General features: G+C 67.4%; 19 protein-coding genes. 7 read left to right on the plus strand and 12 right to left on the minus strand.

The window, feature by feature from the left end:
• Positions 1–30 precede the first annotated feature (30 nt).
• Complete coding sequence (locus GGR43_RS05710) at positions 31–792, plus strand: alpha/beta fold hydrolase (RefSeq protein ID WP_188070993.1); 762 nt, start codon at positions 31–33, stop codon at positions 790–792.
• On the plus strand, positions 789–1,679 hold the full coding sequence (locus tag GGR43_RS05715; RefSeq protein WP_188070994.1) for a tetratricopeptide repeat protein: 891 nt from the start codon (positions 789–791) through the stop codon (positions 1,677–1,679). The genes GGR43_RS05710 and GGR43_RS05715 overlap by 4 nt, the downstream gene beginning before the upstream one ends.
• Before the next feature lie 4 nt (positions 1,680–1,683).
• On the opposite strand, the gene GGR43_RS05720 is transcribed toward GGR43_RS05715, so the two are convergent.
• Positions 1,684–2,403 carry an SIMPL domain-containing protein gene (locus GGR43_RS05720; RefSeq protein WP_188070995.1) on the minus strand — a complete coding sequence of 240 codons (720 nt, stop codon included), beginning with the start codon at positions 2,401–2,403 and terminating at the stop codon, positions 1,684–1,686.
• A 223-nt stretch (positions 2,404–2,626) separates the two neighbouring features.
• On the opposite strand from GGR43_RS05720, the gene GGR43_RS05725 reads away from it, so the two are divergent.
• Positions 2,627–3,706 (plus strand): branched-chain amino acid aminotransferase, encoded by a 1,080-nt coding sequence (locus GGR43_RS05725; protein ID WP_188070996.1) that lies wholly within the window; start codon positions 2,627–2,629, stop codon positions 3,704–3,706.
• Positions 3,707–3,916: 210 nt separating this feature from the next.
• On the opposite strand, the gene GGR43_RS05730 is transcribed toward GGR43_RS05725, so the two are convergent.
• From GGR43_RS05730 to GGR43_RS05755, 6 genes are all read right to left on the minus strand, one after another.
• Positions 3,917–4,285, minus strand: a complete 369-nt coding sequence (locus GGR43_RS05730) for a DsrE family protein (RefSeq protein WP_284278631.1) — start codon at positions 4,283–4,285, stop codon at positions 3,917–3,919.
• Positions 4,270–5,049 carry a HesA/MoeB/ThiF family protein gene (locus GGR43_RS05735; protein WP_188070997.1) on the minus strand — a complete coding sequence of 260 codons (780 nt, stop codon included), beginning with the start codon at positions 5,047–5,049 and terminating at the stop codon, positions 4,270–4,272. Before GGR43_RS05735 ends, GGR43_RS05730 begins: the two co-directional genes overlap by 16 nt.
• Positions 5,046–5,501, minus strand: a complete 456-nt coding sequence (gene dut, locus GGR43_RS05740) for a dUTP diphosphatase (RefSeq protein WP_188070998.1) — start codon at positions 5,499–5,501, stop codon at positions 5,046–5,048. The genes GGR43_RS05735 and dut overlap by 4 nt, the downstream gene beginning before the upstream one ends.
• Before the next feature lie 68 nt (positions 5,502–5,569).
• Positions 5,570–6,826 (minus strand): bifunctional phosphopantothenoylcysteine decarboxylase/phosphopantothenate--cysteine ligase CoaBC, encoded by a 1,257-nt coding sequence (coaBC, locus tag GGR43_RS05745; RefSeq protein ID WP_188070999.1) that lies wholly within the window; start codon positions 6,824–6,826, stop codon positions 5,570–5,572.
• Positions 6,827–6,845: 19 nt separating this feature from the next.
• Entirely contained in the window at positions 6,846–8,384 is a 1,539-nt protein-coding gene (gene ubiB / locus GGR43_RS05750) for a 2-polyprenylphenol 6-hydroxylase (RefSeq protein WP_188071000.1), read from the minus strand.
• An 11-nt stretch (positions 8,385–8,395) separates the two neighbouring features.
• A complete protein-coding gene (locus GGR43_RS05755; protein ID WP_188071001.1) occupies positions 8,396–9,127 on the minus strand; it encodes a class I SAM-dependent methyltransferase in 732 nt (243 codons plus the stop codon).
• 110 nt (positions 9,128–9,237) lie between these two features.
• Here GGR43_RS05755 and mutM point away from each other — a divergent pair, with 110 nt between their 5' ends.
• Complete coding sequence (gene mutM / locus GGR43_RS05760) at positions 9,238–10,050, plus strand: bifunctional DNA-formamidopyrimidine glycosylase/DNA-(apurinic or apyrimidinic site) lyase (protein ID WP_188071002.1); 813 nt, start codon at positions 9,238–9,240, stop codon at positions 10,048–10,050.
• A gap of 41 nt (positions 10,051–10,091) precedes the next feature.
• Here mutM and GGR43_RS05765 read toward each other — a convergent pair whose 3' ends face one another.
• On the minus strand, positions 10,092–10,463 hold the full coding sequence (locus GGR43_RS05765; RefSeq protein WP_188071003.1) for a glycine zipper 2TM domain-containing protein: 372 nt from the start codon (positions 10,461–10,463) through the stop codon (positions 10,092–10,094).
• Between the two features lie 252 nt (positions 10,464–10,715).
• On the opposite strand from GGR43_RS05765, the gene GGR43_RS05770 reads away from it, so the two are divergent.
• Positions 10,716–11,291 carry an SH3 domain-containing protein gene (locus tag GGR43_RS05770; protein ID WP_188071004.1) on the plus strand — a complete coding sequence of 192 codons (576 nt, stop codon included), beginning with the start codon at positions 10,716–10,718 and terminating at the stop codon, positions 11,289–11,291.
• Between the two features lie 19 nt (positions 11,292–11,310).
• Here GGR43_RS05770 and uvrA read toward each other — a convergent pair whose 3' ends face one another.
• The gene (gene uvrA / locus GGR43_RS05775) at positions 11,311–14,238 is read right to left on the minus strand and encodes an excinuclease ABC subunit UvrA (RefSeq protein WP_188071005.1); all 2,928 of its coding nucleotides are present in this window, start codon (positions 14,236–14,238) and stop codon (positions 11,311–11,313) included.
• Positions 14,239–14,899: 661 nt separating this feature from the next.
• On the opposite strand from uvrA, the gene GGR43_RS05780 reads away from it, so the two are divergent.
• Entirely contained in the window at positions 14,900–15,451 is a 552-nt protein-coding gene (locus tag GGR43_RS05780; RefSeq protein ID WP_188071006.1) for a hypothetical protein, read from the plus strand.
• An 86-nt stretch (positions 15,452–15,537) separates the two neighbouring features.
• On the plus strand, positions 15,538–15,855 hold the full coding sequence (locus tag GGR43_RS05785) for a hypothetical protein (RefSeq protein WP_246343364.1): 318 nt from the start codon (positions 15,538–15,540) through the stop codon (positions 15,853–15,855).
• A 57-nt stretch (positions 15,856–15,912) separates the two neighbouring features.
• Here GGR43_RS05785 and trmB read toward each other — a convergent pair whose 3' ends face one another.
• The 3 genes from trmB to GGR43_RS05800 all read right to left on the minus strand — a co-directional run bounded on the left by trmB (position 15,913) and on the right by GGR43_RS05800 (position 17,524).
• Positions 15,913–16,611, minus strand: a complete 699-nt coding sequence (gene trmB, locus GGR43_RS05790) for a tRNA (guanine(46)-N(7))-methyltransferase TrmB (RefSeq protein WP_188071007.1) — start codon at positions 16,609–16,611, stop codon at positions 15,913–15,915.
• Between the two features lie 52 nt (positions 16,612–16,663).
• Positions 16,664–16,987 carry a YnfA family protein gene (locus GGR43_RS05795; protein WP_188071008.1) on the minus strand — a complete coding sequence of 108 codons (324 nt, stop codon included), beginning with the start codon at positions 16,985–16,987 and terminating at the stop codon, positions 16,664–16,666.
• 351 nt (positions 16,988–17,338) lie between these two features.
• Entirely contained in the window at positions 17,339–17,524 is a 186-nt protein-coding gene (locus tag GGR43_RS05800) for a hypothetical protein (RefSeq protein WP_188071009.1), read from the minus strand.
• Positions 17,525–17,526 lie beyond the last annotated feature (2 nt).

Genomic DNA, 17,526 nt, shown 5'->3' on the forward strand with positions numbered 1-17,526 from the left:
GAAAGGCGCGGTCCGGCCCATAAGGCGGGCATGAACCAGATCGCCGCCGATGCCGCCGCCATTTCCTTCGTTCCCCGCGCCGACGGCGTGCGACTCGCCTGCCGCTTCGTCGCGGGGGAAGGGCCGCTGCTCCTGTTCCTGCCCGGCTATATGTCCGACATGGAAGGCGGAAAGGCGCAGGCGGTGTTCGCCCATGCGCGGGAAACGGGCCGGGCCTGCCTGCTGCTCGACTATTCGGGCTGCGGGGCGAGCGAGGGGCGGTTCGAGGACGGGACGCTGGCCATCTGGCGCGACGACGTGCTGGCGCTGGTCGATCATTTCTGGCCGCAGGGGCAGATCGTCCCGATCGGCTCCTCGATGGGCGGCTGGCTCGCGCTGCTGGTCGCGCTGGCGCGGGCGGAGCGGGTGGCCGGGCTGATCGGCATCGCCGCCGCGCCCGATTTCACCTCCTGGGGCTTCACCGAGGAGCAGAAGAAGCAATTGCGCGAGGAGGGGAGGATCGTCGAGCCGTCCGACTATGGCGACCCCTATGTGACGACGCTGGGCTTCTGGGAATCGGGGCAGGCGAACCAGCTTCTCGCAGGCGAAATCGCGCTCGATTGTCCGGTGCGGCTGCTCCATGGGCAGCAGGACGAGGTCGTACCGTGGCAGATCGCCATCCGCGCCGCCGCCTGCCTGCGTTCAGCCGACATACAGACGCTGCTGGTCAAGAATGGCGACCACCGCCTGTCGCGGGACGGCGACATCGCGCTGCTGCTGCGCCTGGTCGACGGATTGCTGGAGAACGCATGATCCTGATTTCGCTGCTGCTGATGCAGGCGGGCGCCTATACGCCCGAAACCGAGGCGGTGATGAACCGCAGCCGCCGGCAGGCCGAGCAGCGCCGCGCCGACGAGCGCTCCGCCGCCGCCGCCGAGACCGCCGCGCGGCCGCAGCCGGAGCAGCGCGGCAGGGCGCTGTCGCCCGAAATGGCCGCGAAATTCCAGCAATGCCTCGACAGGGCGGCGGAGGATCCGGCGGCGGGCGTGCGTTTCGCGCAGGGCTGGGCGCTGGAGGGCGGGAGTTTCCCGGCCGCGCAATGCCGGGGCTTCGCCGAGGCGCAGGCCGAGCATTGGGATGCCGCCGCCGCCGCGTTCGAAGCCGCCGCCGACGAGGCGCAGCGGGCGGGATCGCCGGTCGATTCGGCGCGCCTCTTCGCGCAGGCGGGCAATGCGGCGCTGGCGGGCGGGCAGGCGGAAAGGGCGCGCGGCTATTTCGACGCGGCGCTCGGCCATGGCCTGCCGGACGGGCTGGCCAAGGGGGAAATCCATCTCGACCGGGCGCGCACTTTGGTGGCCATGGGCGATATAGCAGGCGCGCGCACGGACATCGACCTCGCGCTCAAACAGGCGCCCGACGATCCGCTCGGCTGGCTGCTGTCCGCGACGCTGGCGCGGCGGGGGAACGACCTGACGCGCGCGCGGGCGGATATCGCCGAGGCGCGCAAACGGTCGCCGGATGACGCCTCGGTCGCGCTGGAGGAAGGGAATATCGCCATCCTTTCCGGCGACGAGACGGGCGCAAAGGCCGCGTGGCAGCGGGTGCTGACGCTCGCGCCGGAGAGCGTCCAGGCGAAGGCCGCGCGCGAGTCGCTCGCGCAGCTGGAGGCGGACGGCGCCACCGCCCCGGCGAAGCGCTGACCGCCTATTTCAGGTAGAAATCCACCGTGGTGACGACGCGCACCTTCTTGTAGGGCGTGTCGCTCGCGCCATAGCCGCCGCCGGACGGTTCTCCGTCGCGCGGCTCGATCGAGAAATAGCCCTGCGTCGCGCTCTTGATGCTGCCGACGCCGATGCCGCTGTCCTGCGCGAACTGCTCCGCCGCCTTGCGCGCATCCTTGGTCGCCTCGGCCACCATAGCGGGCTTGATGTCGTTCAATTTGGTGAAGCTGTAGGTCATCGCCGACCCTTCCTGCAACGTGACGCCGCGCCGCACGAGGTCGAACTGCTGCGCGACCGCGCGCTGGGCGCGGGCGATGTCGGTGGTGCGCAGCTGCATCTTCTGGGTGATGGTGATGTTGGGGATGCCGTTGTTGAGATACTGGTTCACCCCCGCGCCGATCGGCTTCAGCTCCTCAGCCTTGAAGCCGAGCGCGCGGAAATAGTCGGTCAGCGTTTTGGTGCTGGCGTCGATATCGGCGCGCACGGCGGTGATATCGGTGCCGGTGGCGTTATAGGCGATGGTCCATGTCGCAAGGTCCGCCATCACGTCGCGCTCGGCCAGCCCGCGCACGGTGACGGACCGGTCCGCCGCCCGCGCCCGCGTCAGTCCGTCGCCGAGTAGATAGCCGCCGATGATCATGCCCACGGTCAGCAGCCCGGCGCTTGCCAGCGTCACGATATTGCGGTTGTCGGTCCAGCTCATCGGCCTCTCTCCCTCTGCATTGCGCGGCGACTATAGCGGTAAGCGCGGCGGGAGGCGAGGACCGGGCTTGCCCTTTCGGGATGCGGGCGCGTAAAAACGGGCCGAAATATAGGTCAGCATATTTAACCTATTTTGCTTGAAAATCGGCGCGAGCCGTTCCATAGCCTTCCACCTGCCGGATCATGGGGCTATGGACCGGCCCGCAGAACAATGAAGGTGCGCAATGCAGTTCGAAATAACAGCAAATCCCGCCGCGCTGGACGACAAGGCGCGGGAAGAGGCGATGGCCAATCCGGCGTTCGGCCGGGTCTTCACCGACCATATGGTGACGATCCGCTGGACCGCCGAAAAGGGATGGCATGACGCCCGCGTAGGCGCGCGCCAGCCGTTCCAGCTCGATCCGGCCGCCGCGGTATTGCATTATGCGCAGGAGATTTTCGAGGGGCTGAAGGCCTATCGCGCGGGCGAGGACGGCATCACCCTGTTCCGCCCGGAACGCAACGCCCGCCGCTTCAACCAGTCCGCGCATCGCATGGCGATGCCGGAAATGCCGGAGGAGCTGTTCATCCAGGCCTGCGAGGAACTGGTGAAGATCGACCGCAAATGGGTGCCGGGCGGCGACGGCAGTCTCTATCTGCGCCCGTTCATGTTCGCCAACGAGGTGTTCCTGGGCGTGAAGCCCGCCGCCGAGTTCATCTTCTGCGTGATCGCCTGCCCGGTGGGCGCCTATTTCAAGGGCGGCGCGAAGCCGGTGTCGGTCTGGGTGTCGGATGAGTATTCGCGTGCCGGGCCGGGCGGCACGGGCGCGGCCAAATGCGGCGGCAACTACGCGGCGAGCCTGCTCGCGCAGGCGGAGGCGATCGAGCATGGCTGCGATCAGGTGGTGTTCCTCGACACCAAGGAAAACCGCTGGGTCGAGGAACTGGGCGGCATGAACCTGTTCTTCGTGTTCGACGACGGGTCGATGATCACCCCGCCGCTGGGCGGCACGATCTTGCCCGGCATCACCCGCGACTCGATCATCGAGCTGGCGCGGGCGCAAGGCCGCGCGGTCGAGGAACGGCCCTATTCGATCGACGACTGGCGCGCCGACGCGCAGAGCGGCAGGCTGCGCGAGGCGTTCGCCTGCGGCACGGCGGCGGTGATCGTCGCGGTGGGCGAGATCCGCTCGACCAAGGGCGATTTCACCATCGGCGGCAGCCAGACCGGCCCGGTGACGGCGGCGCTGCGCGACGAACTGGTCGCGATCCAGCGCAACCAGCAGCCCGGCCCGGCGGGCTGGGTGCATGAGATCGCGCTGTAGCTGACTGGTCGTGGAAGGGCGGCTTCGGGGGTGGGAATCGGCCGTTCGCCTTTACCGTCACCCCAGCGAAGGCTGGGGTCGTAAGCGATGTGGCGCGCCGCCTCAGCAGATGCCAGCCTTCGCTGGCATGACGCGATGGGGAAGGCGAGGATTGGCCGTTCCTTGGCATTCGGCGGGTGCCGTGGTCCCGAACGCCATGATCACCCAATTCTAAACGCTCAGCAGGCGGTCGGCGGGGTCGATCGCTGCCATGAACGACAGGAGGCCGCCCGTCTCGATCCGTGGGTCGAGATCGGTGGCCTCCATCGCGCAGAGCGCAAGGCCGCTCTGGCAGGCGATGACGGCCACGCCGTCGCCCAGCGCCTCGTCGAGCAGCGTCGCCAGCGGCGGGAAGCCGGCGCGCAGATGCTCCGCATCGCGCGGCGCGGCGACGGGCGGGGCGAGCAGGCGCACGGCCTCCATTTGCAGGAAGATCCGCGCATCGCCCTCCAGCGCCCGCTGGGCCATAGCGAGCATCAGCGCGGCGCGCAGCCGCTCCGCATCCTCGCCGAGGAGTAGGATGTTCAGGCCGCCGGGCACGATTCGACGGCACAGGCCGGGCAGGCGGGGTCTGGCGGCAGGCGCAGGGTGCGAAAGCGCAGCGACAGCAGGTCCGCGATCAGCAGCTTGCCCGCGCTGTCCTCGCCGAAGGGAACGAGCGCGCGGATCGCCTCCAGCGCGGCGAGGCTGCCCATCACGCCGGTCAGCGCGCCGAGCACGCCCTGGTCGGCGCAGCTGGCGTCGGCGCGGGCGGGGTCGTTGCCGACGAAGCAGCGATAGCAGGGCTGGCCCGCTTCCCAGCCGCGAAAGACCGAAAGCTGGCCCTCGAACTGCCCCACCGCCGCCGACACCAGCGGGATGCGCAGCCGGGTCGCCATGTCGCTGACGGCAAGGCGCGTCGCGAAATTGTCGCAGCCGTCGAGGATCACGTCGCTGTCGTGCAACAGCGCCTCCGCATTGCTTGCGTCGAGCCGCTGGAGGATCGGCACGACCTTCACGTCCGGGTTGAGCCGGGCGACGGCGCGCATCGCCGCCTCGGCCTTGGGCGCGCCGATATCGGCGGTGTCGAACAGCGTCTGGCGTTGCAGGTTGGAGAGGTCCACCCGGTCGTCGTCGATCACGCGCAGCGTGCCGACGCCCGCGCCCGCGAGATACTGGATCGCCGGGCTGCCGATGCCGCCCGCGCCGATCAGCGTCACATGCGCATTGAGCAGGCGCTTCTGCCCCTCGCCGCCAATCTCCTTGAGGATGATATGGCGGGCATAACGGTCGAGCTGGTCGTCGCCCAGCGCCGCGATGCTCATGCGCTTTTCACGCCTGTCGAGCCGAAGCCGCCCGCGCCGCGCGCGGTGTCGTCCAGCTCCTCGACCTCCGCGAAGCTTGCGAGCTGCACCGGGGCGACCACCAGCTGCGCGATCCGGTCGCCGCGCCGGATGGCGAAGCCTTCCTCGCCCAGATTGACCATGATGATCTTCAGCTCGCCGCGATAGTCGCTGTCGATGGTGCCCGGCGTGTTGGGCAGCGAGATGCCATGCTTCAGCGCGAGGCCGGAGCGCGGGCGGACCTGCACCTCGAAGCCTTCGGGAATGGCGAGCGCGAAGCCGGTCGCGACCGCATGACGGCCGCGCGGCGGCAGGTCCACATCCTCGGCGGCGACGACATCCATGCCGGCGGCCCCGGCGGTGGCATAGGCGGGAACGGGCAGGCCATGCCCATGGGGCAGGCGCTTGAGGCGAATCTCTACAGGGTTGCTCATGCCTGCCCTGATAGAGGGTTTTCAGCGCAGATGGAAACCTCCGCCAGCGCGGAATCCGGCTCGCTCTTTCAGGGGCGAACCGAATCGAGACGAGAGGCGATGCGGTCGACCAGACGGGCCGCGACCTCTTCCTTGGGAAGATCGTCCCAGCTTTCGACCGCCTCCACGGTGACGAGGTGCACGCGGTTGCGCGATCCGCCCATCACGCTTTCCCCCGGCCCGCCGGACACGTCGTTGGCGACGATCATGTCGCAATTCTTGCGCGCCAGCTTCGCCTGCGCATGGGCGATGACATTCTCCGTTTCGGCGGCGAAGCCGATCAGCAATCGGGGCCGCTGGCCGCTGATCGCCAGCGTCGCCAATATGTCCGGGTTTTCCGCCAGTTCCAGCGGGGCGGGGGCGGCGGAGCCGTCCTTCTTGAGCTTCTGCCCGGCCTCCTGCGCCACGCGCCAGTCGGCGACGGCGGCGACCATCACCGCGCAATCGGCGGGCAGCGCGCCTTCCACGGCGGCGAGCATCTCCCGCGCGGTGGTGACGTCCACGCGGGTGACGCCTTCGGGCGTCGGCAGGTCGACCGGCCCGGCGACCAGCGTGACGCGGGCGCCCGCCCGCGCGGCGGCGGCGGCGATGGCGAAGCCCTGCTTGCCCGACGAGCGGTTGGCGATGTAGCGCACCGGGTCGATCGGCTCATGCGTCGGCCCGGCGGTGACGAGCACATGACGGCCGGAAAGCGGGCGCTGATGCTCCTCCAGCAGCGGGGGCAGGCCCACGGCCTGCGCGCGCCGGCCGGGGGAGAGCAGGCGGCGGATCTCGCCCAGGATCGCCACCGGTTCCGGCAGGCGGCCCGGCCCATATTCGCCGCAGGCCATCTCGCCCTCGTCGGGCTGCATGATGTGGACGCCGTCCTCCTCCAGCTGAGCGAGGTTGCGGCGGGTGGCGGCGTGGTTCCACATGCGCACGTTCATCGCGGGCACGGCCAGCACCGGCTTGTCGGTGGCGAGCAGCAGGGTGGTGGCGAGGTCGTCGGCGATCCCCGCGGCCATCTTCGCGAGGATATCGGCGCTGGCCGGGCAGACGACGACCAGATCGGCCTGCCGCGACAGCTGGATATGGCCGATTTCCTGCTCGTCCTTCAGGTCGAACAGGTCGCGATAGACATGATCCTCGGTCAGCGCGCCGAGCGACAGCGGGGTGACGAACTGCTCCGCGCCCTTGGTCATCACCGCGCGCACGGCGAAACCGTCCTTGCGCAGCAGGCGGACCAGCTCCAGCGACTTATAGGCGGCGATCCCGCCCGATACGGTCAGAAGGATGCGCTTTTCCATCGGGATTCCTTATGGCCGTTCAGCCTAGCAGCTGCATTGCCGCCGCGCCAGCCGCCGCCGCCACGATGGCGACCGCGCCATAGCGCAGCACCCAGCCGCCCTTCCATTCCATCAGCTTCACCTCGGGAAGCGGCGGCGGGGCAGGCGCGCCGCCGGGCGCGGGGTAACGATCCTCGATGCGGCGGATCAGGTCGGGCAGGCGTTGCAGCGTGCGCCAGTTCTCGATCAGCGCGTCGGCGACCTTCGCCTCCGGCCCCAGCTCGTCGCGCAGCCAGCCCTTCACATAGGGCGCGCTGGTTTCCCACAGGTTGATGTCCGGGTCGAGCATCGTCGCGACGCCCTCCACCATCACCATCGTCTTTTGCAGCAGCAGCAGGTGCGGCTGCGTTTGCATGTCGAAATCGCGGGTGATCGCGAACAGCCCGTCGAGCATCTGGCCGACCGACAGCTCCCGCACCGGCTTGCCGCGCATCGGTTCACCCACCGCGCGCAGGGCGGTCGCGAATTCCGCGACATTGTGATGGGCGGGCACATATTGCGCCTCGAAATGAATCTCCGCGACGCGGCGGTAATTGCCGGTGATGAGGCCGTAGAGAATTTCCGCGAGCCACAGCCGCGCGCGGCGGTCGATCCGGCCCATGATGCCGAAATCGAGCGCGGCGATTCGTCCGTCCGGCGTCACGAACAGATTGCCCTGATGCATGTCGGCATGGAAGAAGCCCTCCGCGATCGCCTGATGCAGGAAGGTGTTGACCAGCCGCTCGGCCAGCACGCGCGGGTCGTGCCCGGCGGCGATGATCGCGTCGCGGTCCGATATCTTGACGCCGTCGACCCACTCCATCGTCATCACCCGGCCTGAGGTGCGGTCCCAGTCGATGGCGGGCACGGTATAGCCCGGCTCCGCCGCCATCGCCTCGGCCAGTTCGGACGAGGACGCGGCCTCGCGCCGCAGGTCCAGTTCCCGCACGGTCCAGCGCTTGAAATTGGCGATGACGAGGCGCGGGCGCTGGCGCGCCACCTCCCCGCCCAGCTTTTCGAGATGGGCGGCGGCCCATTCATAGGTCTGGATGTCGCGGGCGAACTGGTCGGCGACGCCGGGGCGCTGCACCTTCACCGCGACGTCGCGCCCGTCGGTGGTGACTGCGCGATGCACCTGCGCGATCGAGGCGGCGCCCACCGGCTCCTCGTCGAAGCGGGCGAACAGCGCCTCTATCGGCCGGCCGAGCGCGCTCTGTATCTGCGCGCGGATCGCCGGGAAGGGCACGGGCGGCAGCGCATCCTGAAGGCGGAGCAGGTCGTGCGCGGCTTCCTCGCCCACCAGATCGGGGCGGGTGGCGAGCGTCTGGCCCAGCTTGATCGCGGCCGGGCCGATCGCCTGAAACGCCTCGGCATAGCGGGGCTGCGCCGGGATACGCGCGCCGAAGCGGGCGAGGCGCACGAGGCGGCGCACCGGCGGCGGGGTGAGCGGATCCCGCTCTATCCCCATCAGCGCGCCATGCCGGGCGAGGGTGCGGCCCCATTTGAGCAGCCGCCAGAGATGCGTCGCGTGCGATGCCATGGTGCCGGTCGTCAGATCTTCCAGCCGCTGTGGATCGCGACCAGCCCGCCCAATATCGGCTCCACCTTCGTCTGCACGAAACCGGCGTCCTTAATCATCCGCTCGAATTCCGGCATCGAGGGAAAGCGGCGGATCGATTCGACCAGATAGCGGTAGCTGTCCTCGTCATTGGCGAGCAGCTTGCCCAGCTTCGGCACCAGATGATGCGAATAGGCGTCGTACATCTCCGAAAAACCCGGCCAGGTGGTGGTCGAGAATTCGAGGCAGAAGAAGCGCCCGCCGAACTTCAGCACGCGGTGCGCTTCCTTCAGCGCCTTGTCGATGAAGGTCACGTTGCGGATGCCGAAGGCGATGGTGTAGGCGTCGAAGCTGCGGTCGGAGAAGCTCAACTGCTCGGCATTCTGTTCCGACCAGAGAAGGTCGTCTATCCCGCGCTTCTTCGCGCGTTCCTGCCCCACGGCGAGCATTTCCGGATTGATGTCGGCGACCGTCACCTGCGCGCCGGCCCTGTGCAGGCGGAAGGCGATGTCGCCGGTGCCGCCCGCCATGTCGAGGATCGCCTCGTCCTTGCGGGGGTTCACGCGGCGGACGAAATGATCCTTCCACAGCCGATGCAGGCCGCCCGACATAGCGTCGTTCATCAGGTCGTATTTCGCGGCCACGCCGGAAAAGACGGACCGGACCATGCCGGTCTTTTCGCTGGCATCGACATCGCGATAGCCGAAGGACACAGTTTCGTTCATGGACTACGCCTCTAGAGCGTTTTCAAGTCAGATGGAACATCTGACGACTCGGAAAACGCGGTCAAAAAATGCGCCTGTTCGCGCGGGCGGGAAGCGGGTAAGCAGGTGCCATGCCTGAATTACCCGAAGTTGAAACGACCGTCGCCGGTTTGCGATCCGTGCTTGAGGGCCGCGTGCTGACGCTGGTGGAGCCTCGCCGCGCCGATCTGCGCCTGCCTTTCCCGCCCGACCTGCGCCAGCGGATGACCGGCGCGCGGGTGGAGCGGCTGGGCCGCCGCGCCAAATATGGGTTGGTGGAGACGGACCGGGGGGATTCGATGATCTTCCACCTCGGCATGTCGGGGCGCTGGCGGGTGGACCCGGAAGAGACGGGGCGGCACGACCATCTGCTGCTGGAAACGGACGAAGGGCGGCGGCTGTCGCTGTGCGATCCGCGCCGCTTCGGCTTCGTCGAGCTGGTGCGGACGGATGCCATCGCCGCCTATCCTCCGTTCGCGAAAATGGGGCCGGAGCCGCTGGGCGAGGACTTCACCGGGCGGGCGCTGAAAGCGGCGCTGGCGGGGAAGGGCACCGCGATCAAGGCGGCGCTGCTCGACCAGCATGTCGTCGCCGGGCTGGGCAACATCTATGTGTGCGAGGCGCTGCACATGGCGGGCATCGCGCCGTGGGTGAAGGCGGGGACGCTCTCCGCGCCGAAGCTCGACCGGCTCGTCGCGGCGATCAAGGCGGTGCTGGCGAGCGCGATCGAGGCGGGCGGCTCCACCCTGCGCGATTATGCGCGGCCCGATGGCGAGCTGGGCTATTTCTCGAAGCAATGGCGCGTCTATGGGCGCGAGGGGGAAGCTTGCGGCTGCGGCGCGCCGGTGCTGCGCCGCGTCGATGGCGGGCGGTCGACCTTCTATTGCGCGAAATGCCAGAAGTGACGGGCTGATCGCCCGCCTCTTCCGGTGCTCAAGTCTGGATATTATTTGCAGCGGACATTGTTGCGGTCGATCGCCTGTCCGGCGATCGCGCCCGCCCCCGCGCCCAGGATGGTGCCCAGCGTCTTGCTGCCCCCCGGCGCGATGACGTTGCCGAGCACCCCGCCCGCGAGCCCGCCGACGATCAGGCCGGTCGTGCCGTCGGGCTTCTTGCAATAATAGCGGCCGTCGCGGTCGCGATAGATGCGGTCGCGCTCGCCGAGATAATAGCTGCCGTCATTGTCGTAGCGATGGGAGCGGTCGCTCGCATAGCCGGGGCGGTCGCCATAGCCATAATCGCTGCATGCGGCGAGCGGCAGTGCGACGAAGGCGCAAAGACCGGTCAGGACGCAGGCTCTTGCGGGCCGGTGGGGCATGATGTCTCTCCTCTACGGATCAGTGGGAGGGATAACGAAGCGGCGAGCCGTTGCGTTCCCTGCCGGGCGGAGAAGCGCCGGGGTGCGTGACGGATGATCGGAAATGGACCAGATATTCCGCCGGTAGCGCCGGTTTCGGATCGAAACGGACTGCCTTGATGGTTTCCGCCCGGATTATCGCCTTTCCTGCCGGATGGCTTTCCTGAGCAGAGGATCGCCTCCGGCCTGTCTTTGGGGGAGGGATGCGAGACAATGGCACGGGGCGGCGGCGGGAACAATGGCTGTTTTGGCCTTTTGCTCATCGCCGGATTGGTGGCGATGCTGGGGCAATGCCTGGGCGGCGGGGACGGTTCGTCCGACCCGCAGGCGCTGACGGCGGGCAATGGCGCGGCGCCAGTTGCCGGCGCGGAATCGCAGGGCTCGCTTTCCACCATCGGGGAGGAGGCCGATGTGCCCGCCAATGCCGGCGAGACGGTCTATGTGCAGCCTTCCAGCCTCAACGGGCGGTCCGGCCCGTCGGCGGATGCGCCTGTCGTGGAAAAGCTGCCGGAGGGCACCTCGCTTCAGGTGGTGGAACGGTCGGGCGAGTGGATGAAGGTGGCGCAGGGGGCGACGACGCTCTGGGTTGCGAGCAGGCATATAGGGGCGACGAAGCCTGTATCGCTTGCCTCTTCCGTGCCGAAAAAGGCGGCGAGGAAGAAAAAGCGCCGGTCGGGCGGCGGCGCTTCGGGCGGCTATTGCCCTTGCGGCAGCGGAATGGTCTGCACCGGTCCGCGCGGCGGGCGCTATTGCATCACGTCGGGCGGGAACAAGCGCTACGGCGTGTAAGGCGCGCGGCGGCGGCCTGCTATTCCGCCGCCGCCGCTGCCTTCTGCCCCAGCAGGGGCGCCAGATATTTGCCGGTATAGCTGCGCGGCTCGTTGATCACCTGCTCCGGCGTGCCGACAGCGATGATCTCGCCGCCCTTGACGCCGCCTTCCGGGCCGAGGTCGATGATCCAGTCCGCCGTCTTGATGACGTCGAGATTATGCTCGATCACCACCACGCTGTTGCCCTGCTCGACCAGCGCGTGCAACACCTCCAGCAGCTTGCGCACATCCTCGAAATGGAGGCCGGTGGTCGGCTCGTCGAGGATATAGAGGGTGCGGCCCGTCGCGCGGCGGGAGAGTTCCTTGGCCAGCTTCACCCGCTGCGCCTCGCCGCCCGACAGGGTGGTCGCCTGCTGTCCGACCTTCACATAGCCTAGGCCCACCTCGGCCAGCATCGCCATCTTGTCGCGGATCGGCGGCACCGCCTTGAAGAACTCGACTGCATCCTCGACCGTCATGTCGAGCACGTCGGCGATGCTCATGCCCTTGAACTTCACTTCGAGGGTTTCGCGGTTGTAGCGCTTGCCGTGGCATTCCTCGCAGGTGACGTAGACGTCCGGCAGGAAGTGCATCTCGATCTTGATGACGCCGTCGCCCTGGCAGGCCTCGCAGCGGCCGCCCTTGACGTTGAAGGAGAAGCGCCCCGGCTTGTATCCGCGCGCCTGCGCTTCGGGCAGGCCGGCGAACCAGTCGCGGATATTGGTGAAGGCGCCGGTATAGGTCGCCGGGTTGGACCGGGGCGTGCGGCCGATGGGCGACTGGTCGATGTCGATCACCTTGTCGCAATGCTCCAGCCCGGTCAGCTTGTCATGCGGCCCGGCGACGATGCGCGCGCCGTTCAGCGCGCGCGCGGCGGCGGCGTAGAGGGTGTCGAGCGTGAAGCTGGACTTGCCCGACCCCGACACGCCGGTGATGCAGGTGAAGGTGCCGAGCGGGATGCTGGCGGTCACGCCCTTGAGGTTGTTGGCGCGGGCATTGGTCAGCGTCAGCTTCTTGCCATTGCCCTTGCGCCGCTTCTTCGGCACGGCAATCGCGCGGGTGCCGTTGAGATAATCGGCGGTCATCGATCCCTTGGTGGCGAGGATTTCGGGCAGCGTCCCCTGCGCGACGATCTCCCCGCCATGGACGCCCGCGCCCGGCCCCATATCGAGGATATAATCGGCGGTGCGGATCGCGTCCTCGTCATGCTCGACCACCAGCACCGTATTGCCGAGGTCGCGCAGGCGCTTCAATGTCGCGAGCAGCATGTCATTGTCGCGCTGGTGCAGGCCGATCGAGGGTTCGTCGAGCACATAGAGCACACCCGAAAGGCCGGAGCCGATCTGGCTGGCGAGCCGGATGCGCTGGCTCTCGCCGCCCGACAGCGTGCCGGAGGTGCGGTCGAGGTTGAGATAGTCGAGGCCGACATTGTTGAGGAAGCCGAGGCGCTCGACGATCTCCTTCAGGATCGCGCGGGCAATCTGGTTCTGCTGGTCGGTCAGGTGCTCCGGCAGCGCGGTGAACCATGCCAGCGCATCGACGACCGAAAAGCGGGTGACGGCACTGATGTCGCTCTGCGCGACGCGCACGCTCAGTGCCTCGGGCTTGAGGCGCGCGCCGCCGCAGGTCTCGCACGGTTGCGCGGTCTGATATTTGCTCAGCTCCTCGCGCATCCACGCGCTGTCGGTCTGGAGCAGGCGGCGGTTGAGGTTGCCGATCACGCCCTCGAACGGCTTTTGCACCTCATAGCTCTTCTTGCCGTCCTGAAAGCGCAGCGTGACGGGCTTGCCGCCGGTGCCGTGCAGGATGATGAGCCGCACCTCGCCCGGCAGCTCCTGCCACGGCGTGTCGAGGGAAAAGCCGAATTCGCGCGCGAGGCTGGCGAGCACCTGCATATAATAGGGGCTGGGCGGGTTGGACTTCGCCCAGGGCACGATCGCGCCCTTCTTGAGCGTCAGTTCCTCATTGGGGACGACGAGCTGTTCGTCGAACAGCATCTTCTCGCCGAGGCCGTCGCAGGCCGGACAGGCGCCCTGCGGCGCGTTGAAGCTGAACAGACGCGGCTCGATATCGGGGATGGTGAAGCCGGAAACCGGGCAGGCGAATTTCTCGCTGAACACGATGCGGTTGGCGGGGATGCCCGCATTCTTCATCGCCCCGCCCGCCTGCGCTTCCTCCTCGCGGCCGGGCACGACGCCCTCGGCGAGATCGGCATAGGCGAGGCCGTCGGCCAGTTTGAGCGCCGTCTCGAAGCTGTCGGCTAGGCGGGTGCGCAGGCTGCCGTCATCGTCATGGCGCACCGCGATGCGATCCACCACGACCTCGATGTCATGCTTGTATTTCTTGTCGAGGGCGGGGGCTTCCTCGATATTGTGAAGCTCTCCATCGATGCGGACGCGGGTGAAGCCGCCTTTCTGCCATTCGGCCAGTTCCTTGCGATATTCGCCCTTGCGCCCGCGCACCACCGGCGCGAGCAGATAGAGCCGCGTGCCGTCCGGCAACGCCATCACCCGGTCGACCATCTGGCTGACGGTCTGCGCCGAGATGGGCAGGCCCGTCGCGGGCGAATAGGGAATGCCGATGCGCGCCCAGAGCAGGCGCATATAATCGTAAATTTCCGTCACGGTGGCGACGGTCGAGCGCGGATTGCGGCTGGTCGTCTTCTGCTCGATGCTGATCGCGGGGGAGAGGCCGTCGATATGCTCGACATCCGGCTTCTGCATCATCTCCAGAAACTGGCGCGCATAGGCGGAGAGCGACTCGACATAGCGGCGCTGCCCCTCGGCATAGATGGTGTCGAAGGCGAGGCTGGACTTGCCCGATCCGGAAAGGCCGGTGATGACGATCAGCTTGTCGCGCGGCAGGTCGACGTCGACACCCTTGAGGTTGTGTTCGCGCGCGCCCCGCACCTTGATATGGGTCAGCATGAGTGGGAAAAATTCCTGATTGCCGGTCTTTGCATGCGCCCGCCGCCGCCACGGGCGGAGTCGCACCTTAGCTGTTCCATATATGTTCCAGAGCGGCTTTCCGCAATTGCGATCATCGCCGTCGGGGGCGGATGCTTATCAAATTTTAATTTTTTCCTCGCACCTTTCGAGAAATTACGTTACGTTCCGCGCGATTCGTCAGATTGTTACCTTGGGGAAGGTAGCGGGGGCCGATGACACGGGAGGATGCAGGCGCTGGCGACGGCGCGCTCCTTTCCGCGCATCTATTTCTGGCAGGTCATGGAAAGTTTCAGAGATCCTGAAGTGCCCGACAGCATGCAGGATGCGCCCTCGGATGTCCCTTGCATCCGGGGGCGTTTTTTGTCCGGCGCGCCTGTCGGGTTGCGGCCCGGCGGTGGCCGCTTGGCCTCTCCGGCCGGGTGGTCTGCTCGAACCGGACCCGGCGGCAATGGACATGCCGGGGAGGCGGACGGCCATCGCCCGGCGCTTATGCTGCACTGCACAAAGCCCTTGCCAATCGCGGGGAAGCAGGATTAACATCCGCTCATGAACCTTGGGCAACGGGGAATTAAGCCTTTGCTAACCATGTTGGAAATATGGTGTGGATATCCGGGTTCTCGCAGTTCGGAAGGCAAGGAATATGGCTAGCAGCGGCAAGGCGCCAGAAGGCTCCATCACTCTCGCGGAAATGCGCGAATTCGCCAGTTTCCCCGCAGCAACGCAGCGCTATGTCCGCCGGTCGCTCGATGTGGCGTTCCGCCGGGCCGACGTGATGGAGCTGTGGTGTCGCGACGTGGTGGAGGCCGCCAGCATCCGCGCGCAGTCCCGCGTCTACGAACGGCTCAACGAATTGCGCACGATCATCCCCGACGACAGCGGTCTGGAGCAGGTGGAGCCGTTCATGGCGCCGCTGATCAGCATCTCCGCCTTCGATCTGGGGCAGGACCGGCTCAACAGCTTCTCCGCCTATCGCTTCCTCTATGAGCGGTTGCTGGGCGCGGGCGCGCGGCCCTGGCTGCCGGCCGCCTTCTGCGCGGCGGCGAGCCTGCCCAACCTCCACCCCGACCGGCGGCGCGCGCTGCTCCAGTCGATCAGCGAGGCGGCGGCGACCGCGATCGGCTGGTCGAACCGCGAGCCGAGCTTCTACCCCGAATGGGTGGAAAAGGTCGACATCAGCAACGCGCCCAACTGAAGGTCCCTTTCCTCGCCTCGACGCAGGCGCGGGAACCTGAGCCTCTTCTGGCTGGTTGACGCCATGCCAGAATGAGGAGAGGACTCATGGACAGATATGAAGACCGCAGGCTGGATGTGGAAGAAGCCCGCCGCGAGGAAAGGATCGCCGAGCGCCGTCGCGGTGGCGGCGCGCGGGCGTTGTTGGTCGTTATCCTGTTGATCGTGGCGATCGTCGCGGTGCTGTTCGCGACCGGTTTCTGGAGCGCCGAGGTGAGGCGCGGCGCGCTGCCCGATGTGGATGTCAGCGTCAAGGGCGGCGAACTGCCCAAAGTCGATGTGGATTCGAAGAAGGTCGTCGTGGGCACCAAGAAGGAAACCATCGACGTGCCGACCGTGGACGTGCGGGACGGCAATCAGCAATAGGCCGCAATAGGCGACAATGGCGGAAGTCGGGGCCGCGCGGGTGGCCCGGCCCGGCGGTCAGCCGCGCTTGCGGTAGCGGAAATACCAGACCTCGTGCCCGATGCGGCGCGCCTTCGCCTCATAGCGGGTTTCCGGCCAGCCGCCGGGCCGGGTGAGGAAATCGCGCGGGCTTTCGCACAGCCAGTCGAAATCCTCGCGCCCGTTCATCACCATCAGCGCCCAGCGCAGATAGACGGGGTGGTCGGTGCCGAAACGGAATTCGCCGCCGGGTTTCAGCTTCGCCGAGATCATGTCCACCGGCCCCTTGTTCATCATCCGCCGCTTGGCGTGGCGGGCCTTGGGCCAGGGGTCGGGGTGCAGCAGATAGACGAAGGACAGCGCGCCGTCGGGTATGCGGGAAAGGACCTCCAGCGCATTGCCCATGTGCAGGCGGATATTGGGCAGGCGCTGGTCGCGGATATGGCCGAGCGCGGAGACCACGCCGTTGAGGAACGGCTCGCAGCCGATGAAGCCGTGATCGGGCAGCAGGTCAGCGCGATACGCCAGATGCTCGCCGCCGCCGAAGCCGATCTCGAAATGCAGCGGGCGGTCATAGCCGAACAGCCGCTCGGCGGTGACCGGCCCTTCCTCCGGCACGGAGAGAGCGGGCAGCAGTTCGTCGACCAGCTGTTGCTGGCCCGCGCGCAGCTTGTGCCCGGACTGGCGGCCGTAGAGCCGGTTGAGCGTGGTGGGGTCGCCGGATTTATGTGCTGTCATGGGTGGAGCGCTTAGCTGCCTGCCGCGGGACTGGCAAGCGGGCGCAGGCTGGTCAGGCCGGGCGCGGCCCCCACAGGATCAGCGCCGCCCCGGAGAGGCAGATCGCGCCGCCGAGCAGATCCCAGCGATCGGGCCGCGCGCCTTCGACCAGCCACAGCCACGCGATCGCGCTGACGATATAGACGCCGCCATAGGCCGCATAGGCGCGCCCGGCATGGGACGAGTCCACCAGCGTCAGCGCCCAGGCGAACAGGCAGAGCGAGGCGATGCCGGGGATCAGCCAGAGCGGCGACCTGTCCATGCGCAGCCACGCCCAGAAGGAGAAGCATCCGGCGATTTCGGCGATGGCGGCGAGGAGAAAGGCAAGGCTGCTCATGCAGCGCTGATGCGGCATGCGGGGCGGTGATGCAATGGGGAAGGGAGGGACGGCGGGTTTCGGCCAAGAGCGGACCTCCGCCTTCATCGTCACCCTGTAACTTGATTAGCTGCGCTGGCCTTCGGCTCAAGGCCCATTTCGCCGGATTGACCAGCGGACTGTGGGGCTTGATGGATGCTGAAACAAGTTCAGCATGACGATTAGGTTACATCTAACTACCTAACCTCTCCCTTCCCGTCATGCCAGCGAAGGCTGGCATGACGGGAGACGGCGCGCGACCCCGGCCTGCGCCGGGGTGACGGGTAGAGGAACGTCCGCTTCCCACCCTAAAGCGGAACGCGGGCGTTCGGCCTATTTCGCGCACTTCACGAATTTGCCCTTCGCGTCCTTGCATGGGCCCTTTTTGGCGGCGGGCTTCTTTTCCGGGCATTTGACGAACTTGCCCCTGGCGTCCTTGCAGGGCGCGGCCATGGCCGGGGCGGCGGTGGCGGTCAGCAGGGAGAAGGCGATGAGGCAGGCGGCGAAGCGATTGCGCATGG

The sequence above is a fragment of the Sphingobium jiangsuense genome (genome assembly GCF_014196495.1).
GTDB lineage: Bacteria > Pseudomonadota > Alphaproteobacteria > Sphingomonadales > Sphingomonadaceae > Sphingobium > Sphingobium jiangsuense.

Excerpts from the sequence above, each read along its gene's own strand:
- GGR43_RS05755 (WP_188071001.1), bottom strand. The coding sequence starts at position 9,127 with ATGAACGAAACTGTGTCCTTCGGCTATCGCGATGTCGATGCCAGCGAA.
- GGR43_RS05800 (WP_188071009.1), bottom strand. The coding sequence starts at position 17,524 with ATGCGCAATCGCTTCGCCGCCTGCCTCATCGCCTTCTCCCTGCTGACC.
- GGR43_RS05720 (WP_188070995.1), bottom strand. The coding sequence starts at position 2,403 with ATGAGCTGGACCGACAACCGCAATATCGTGACGCTGGCAAGCGCCGGG.
- trmB (WP_188071007.1), bottom strand. The coding sequence starts at position 16,611 with ATGACAGCACATAAATCCGGCGACCCCACCACGCTCAACCGGCTCTAC.
- GGR43_RS05770 (WP_188071004.1), top strand. The coding sequence starts at position 10,716 with ATGGCACGGGGCGGCGGCGGGAACAATGGCTGTTTTGGCCTTTTGCTC.
- GGR43_RS05780 (WP_188071006.1), top strand. The coding sequence starts at position 14,900 with ATGGCTAGCAGCGGCAAGGCGCCAGAAGGCTCCATCACTCTCGCGGAA.
- uvrA (WP_188071005.1), bottom strand. The coding sequence starts at position 14,238 with ATGCTGACCCATATCAAGGTGCGGGGCGCGCGCGAACACAACCTCAAG.
- GGR43_RS05725 (WP_188070996.1), top strand. The coding sequence starts at position 2,627 with ATGCAGTTCGAAATAACAGCAAATCCCGCCGCGCTGGACGACAAGGCG.
- GGR43_RS05715 (WP_188070994.1), top strand. The coding sequence starts at position 789 with ATGATCCTGATTTCGCTGCTGCTGATGCAGGCGGGCGCCTATACGCCC.
- dut (WP_188070998.1), bottom strand. The coding sequence starts at position 5,501 with ATGAGCAACCCTGTAGAGATTCGCCTCAAGCGCCTGCCCCATGGGCAT.
- GGR43_RS05765 (WP_188071003.1), bottom strand. The coding sequence starts at position 10,463 with ATGCCCCACCGGCCCGCAAGAGCCTGCGTCCTGACCGGTCTTTGCGCC.
- coaBC (WP_188070999.1), bottom strand. The coding sequence starts at position 6,826 with ATGGAAAAGCGCATCCTTCTGACCGTATCGGGCGGGATCGCCGCCTAT.
- GGR43_RS05795 (WP_188071008.1), bottom strand. The coding sequence starts at position 16,987 with ATGAGCAGCCTTGCCTTTCTCCTCGCCGCCATCGCCGAAATCGCCGGA.
- ubiB (WP_188071000.1), bottom strand. The coding sequence starts at position 8,384 with ATGGCATCGCACGCGACGCATCTCTGGCGGCTGCTCAAATGGGGCCGC.
- mutM (WP_188071002.1), top strand. The coding sequence starts at position 9,238 with ATGCCTGAATTACCCGAAGTTGAAACGACCGTCGCCGGTTTGCGATCC.
- GGR43_RS05735 (WP_188070997.1), bottom strand. The coding sequence starts at position 5,049 with ATGAGCATCGCGGCGCTGGGCGACGACCAGCTCGACCGTTATGCCCGC.
- GGR43_RS05785 (WP_246343364.1), top strand. The coding sequence starts at position 15,538 with ATGGACAGATATGAAGACCGCAGGCTGGATGTGGAAGAAGCCCGCCGC.
- GGR43_RS05710 (WP_188070993.1), top strand. The coding sequence starts at position 31 with ATGAACCAGATCGCCGCCGATGCCGCCGCCATTTCCTTCGTTCCCCGC.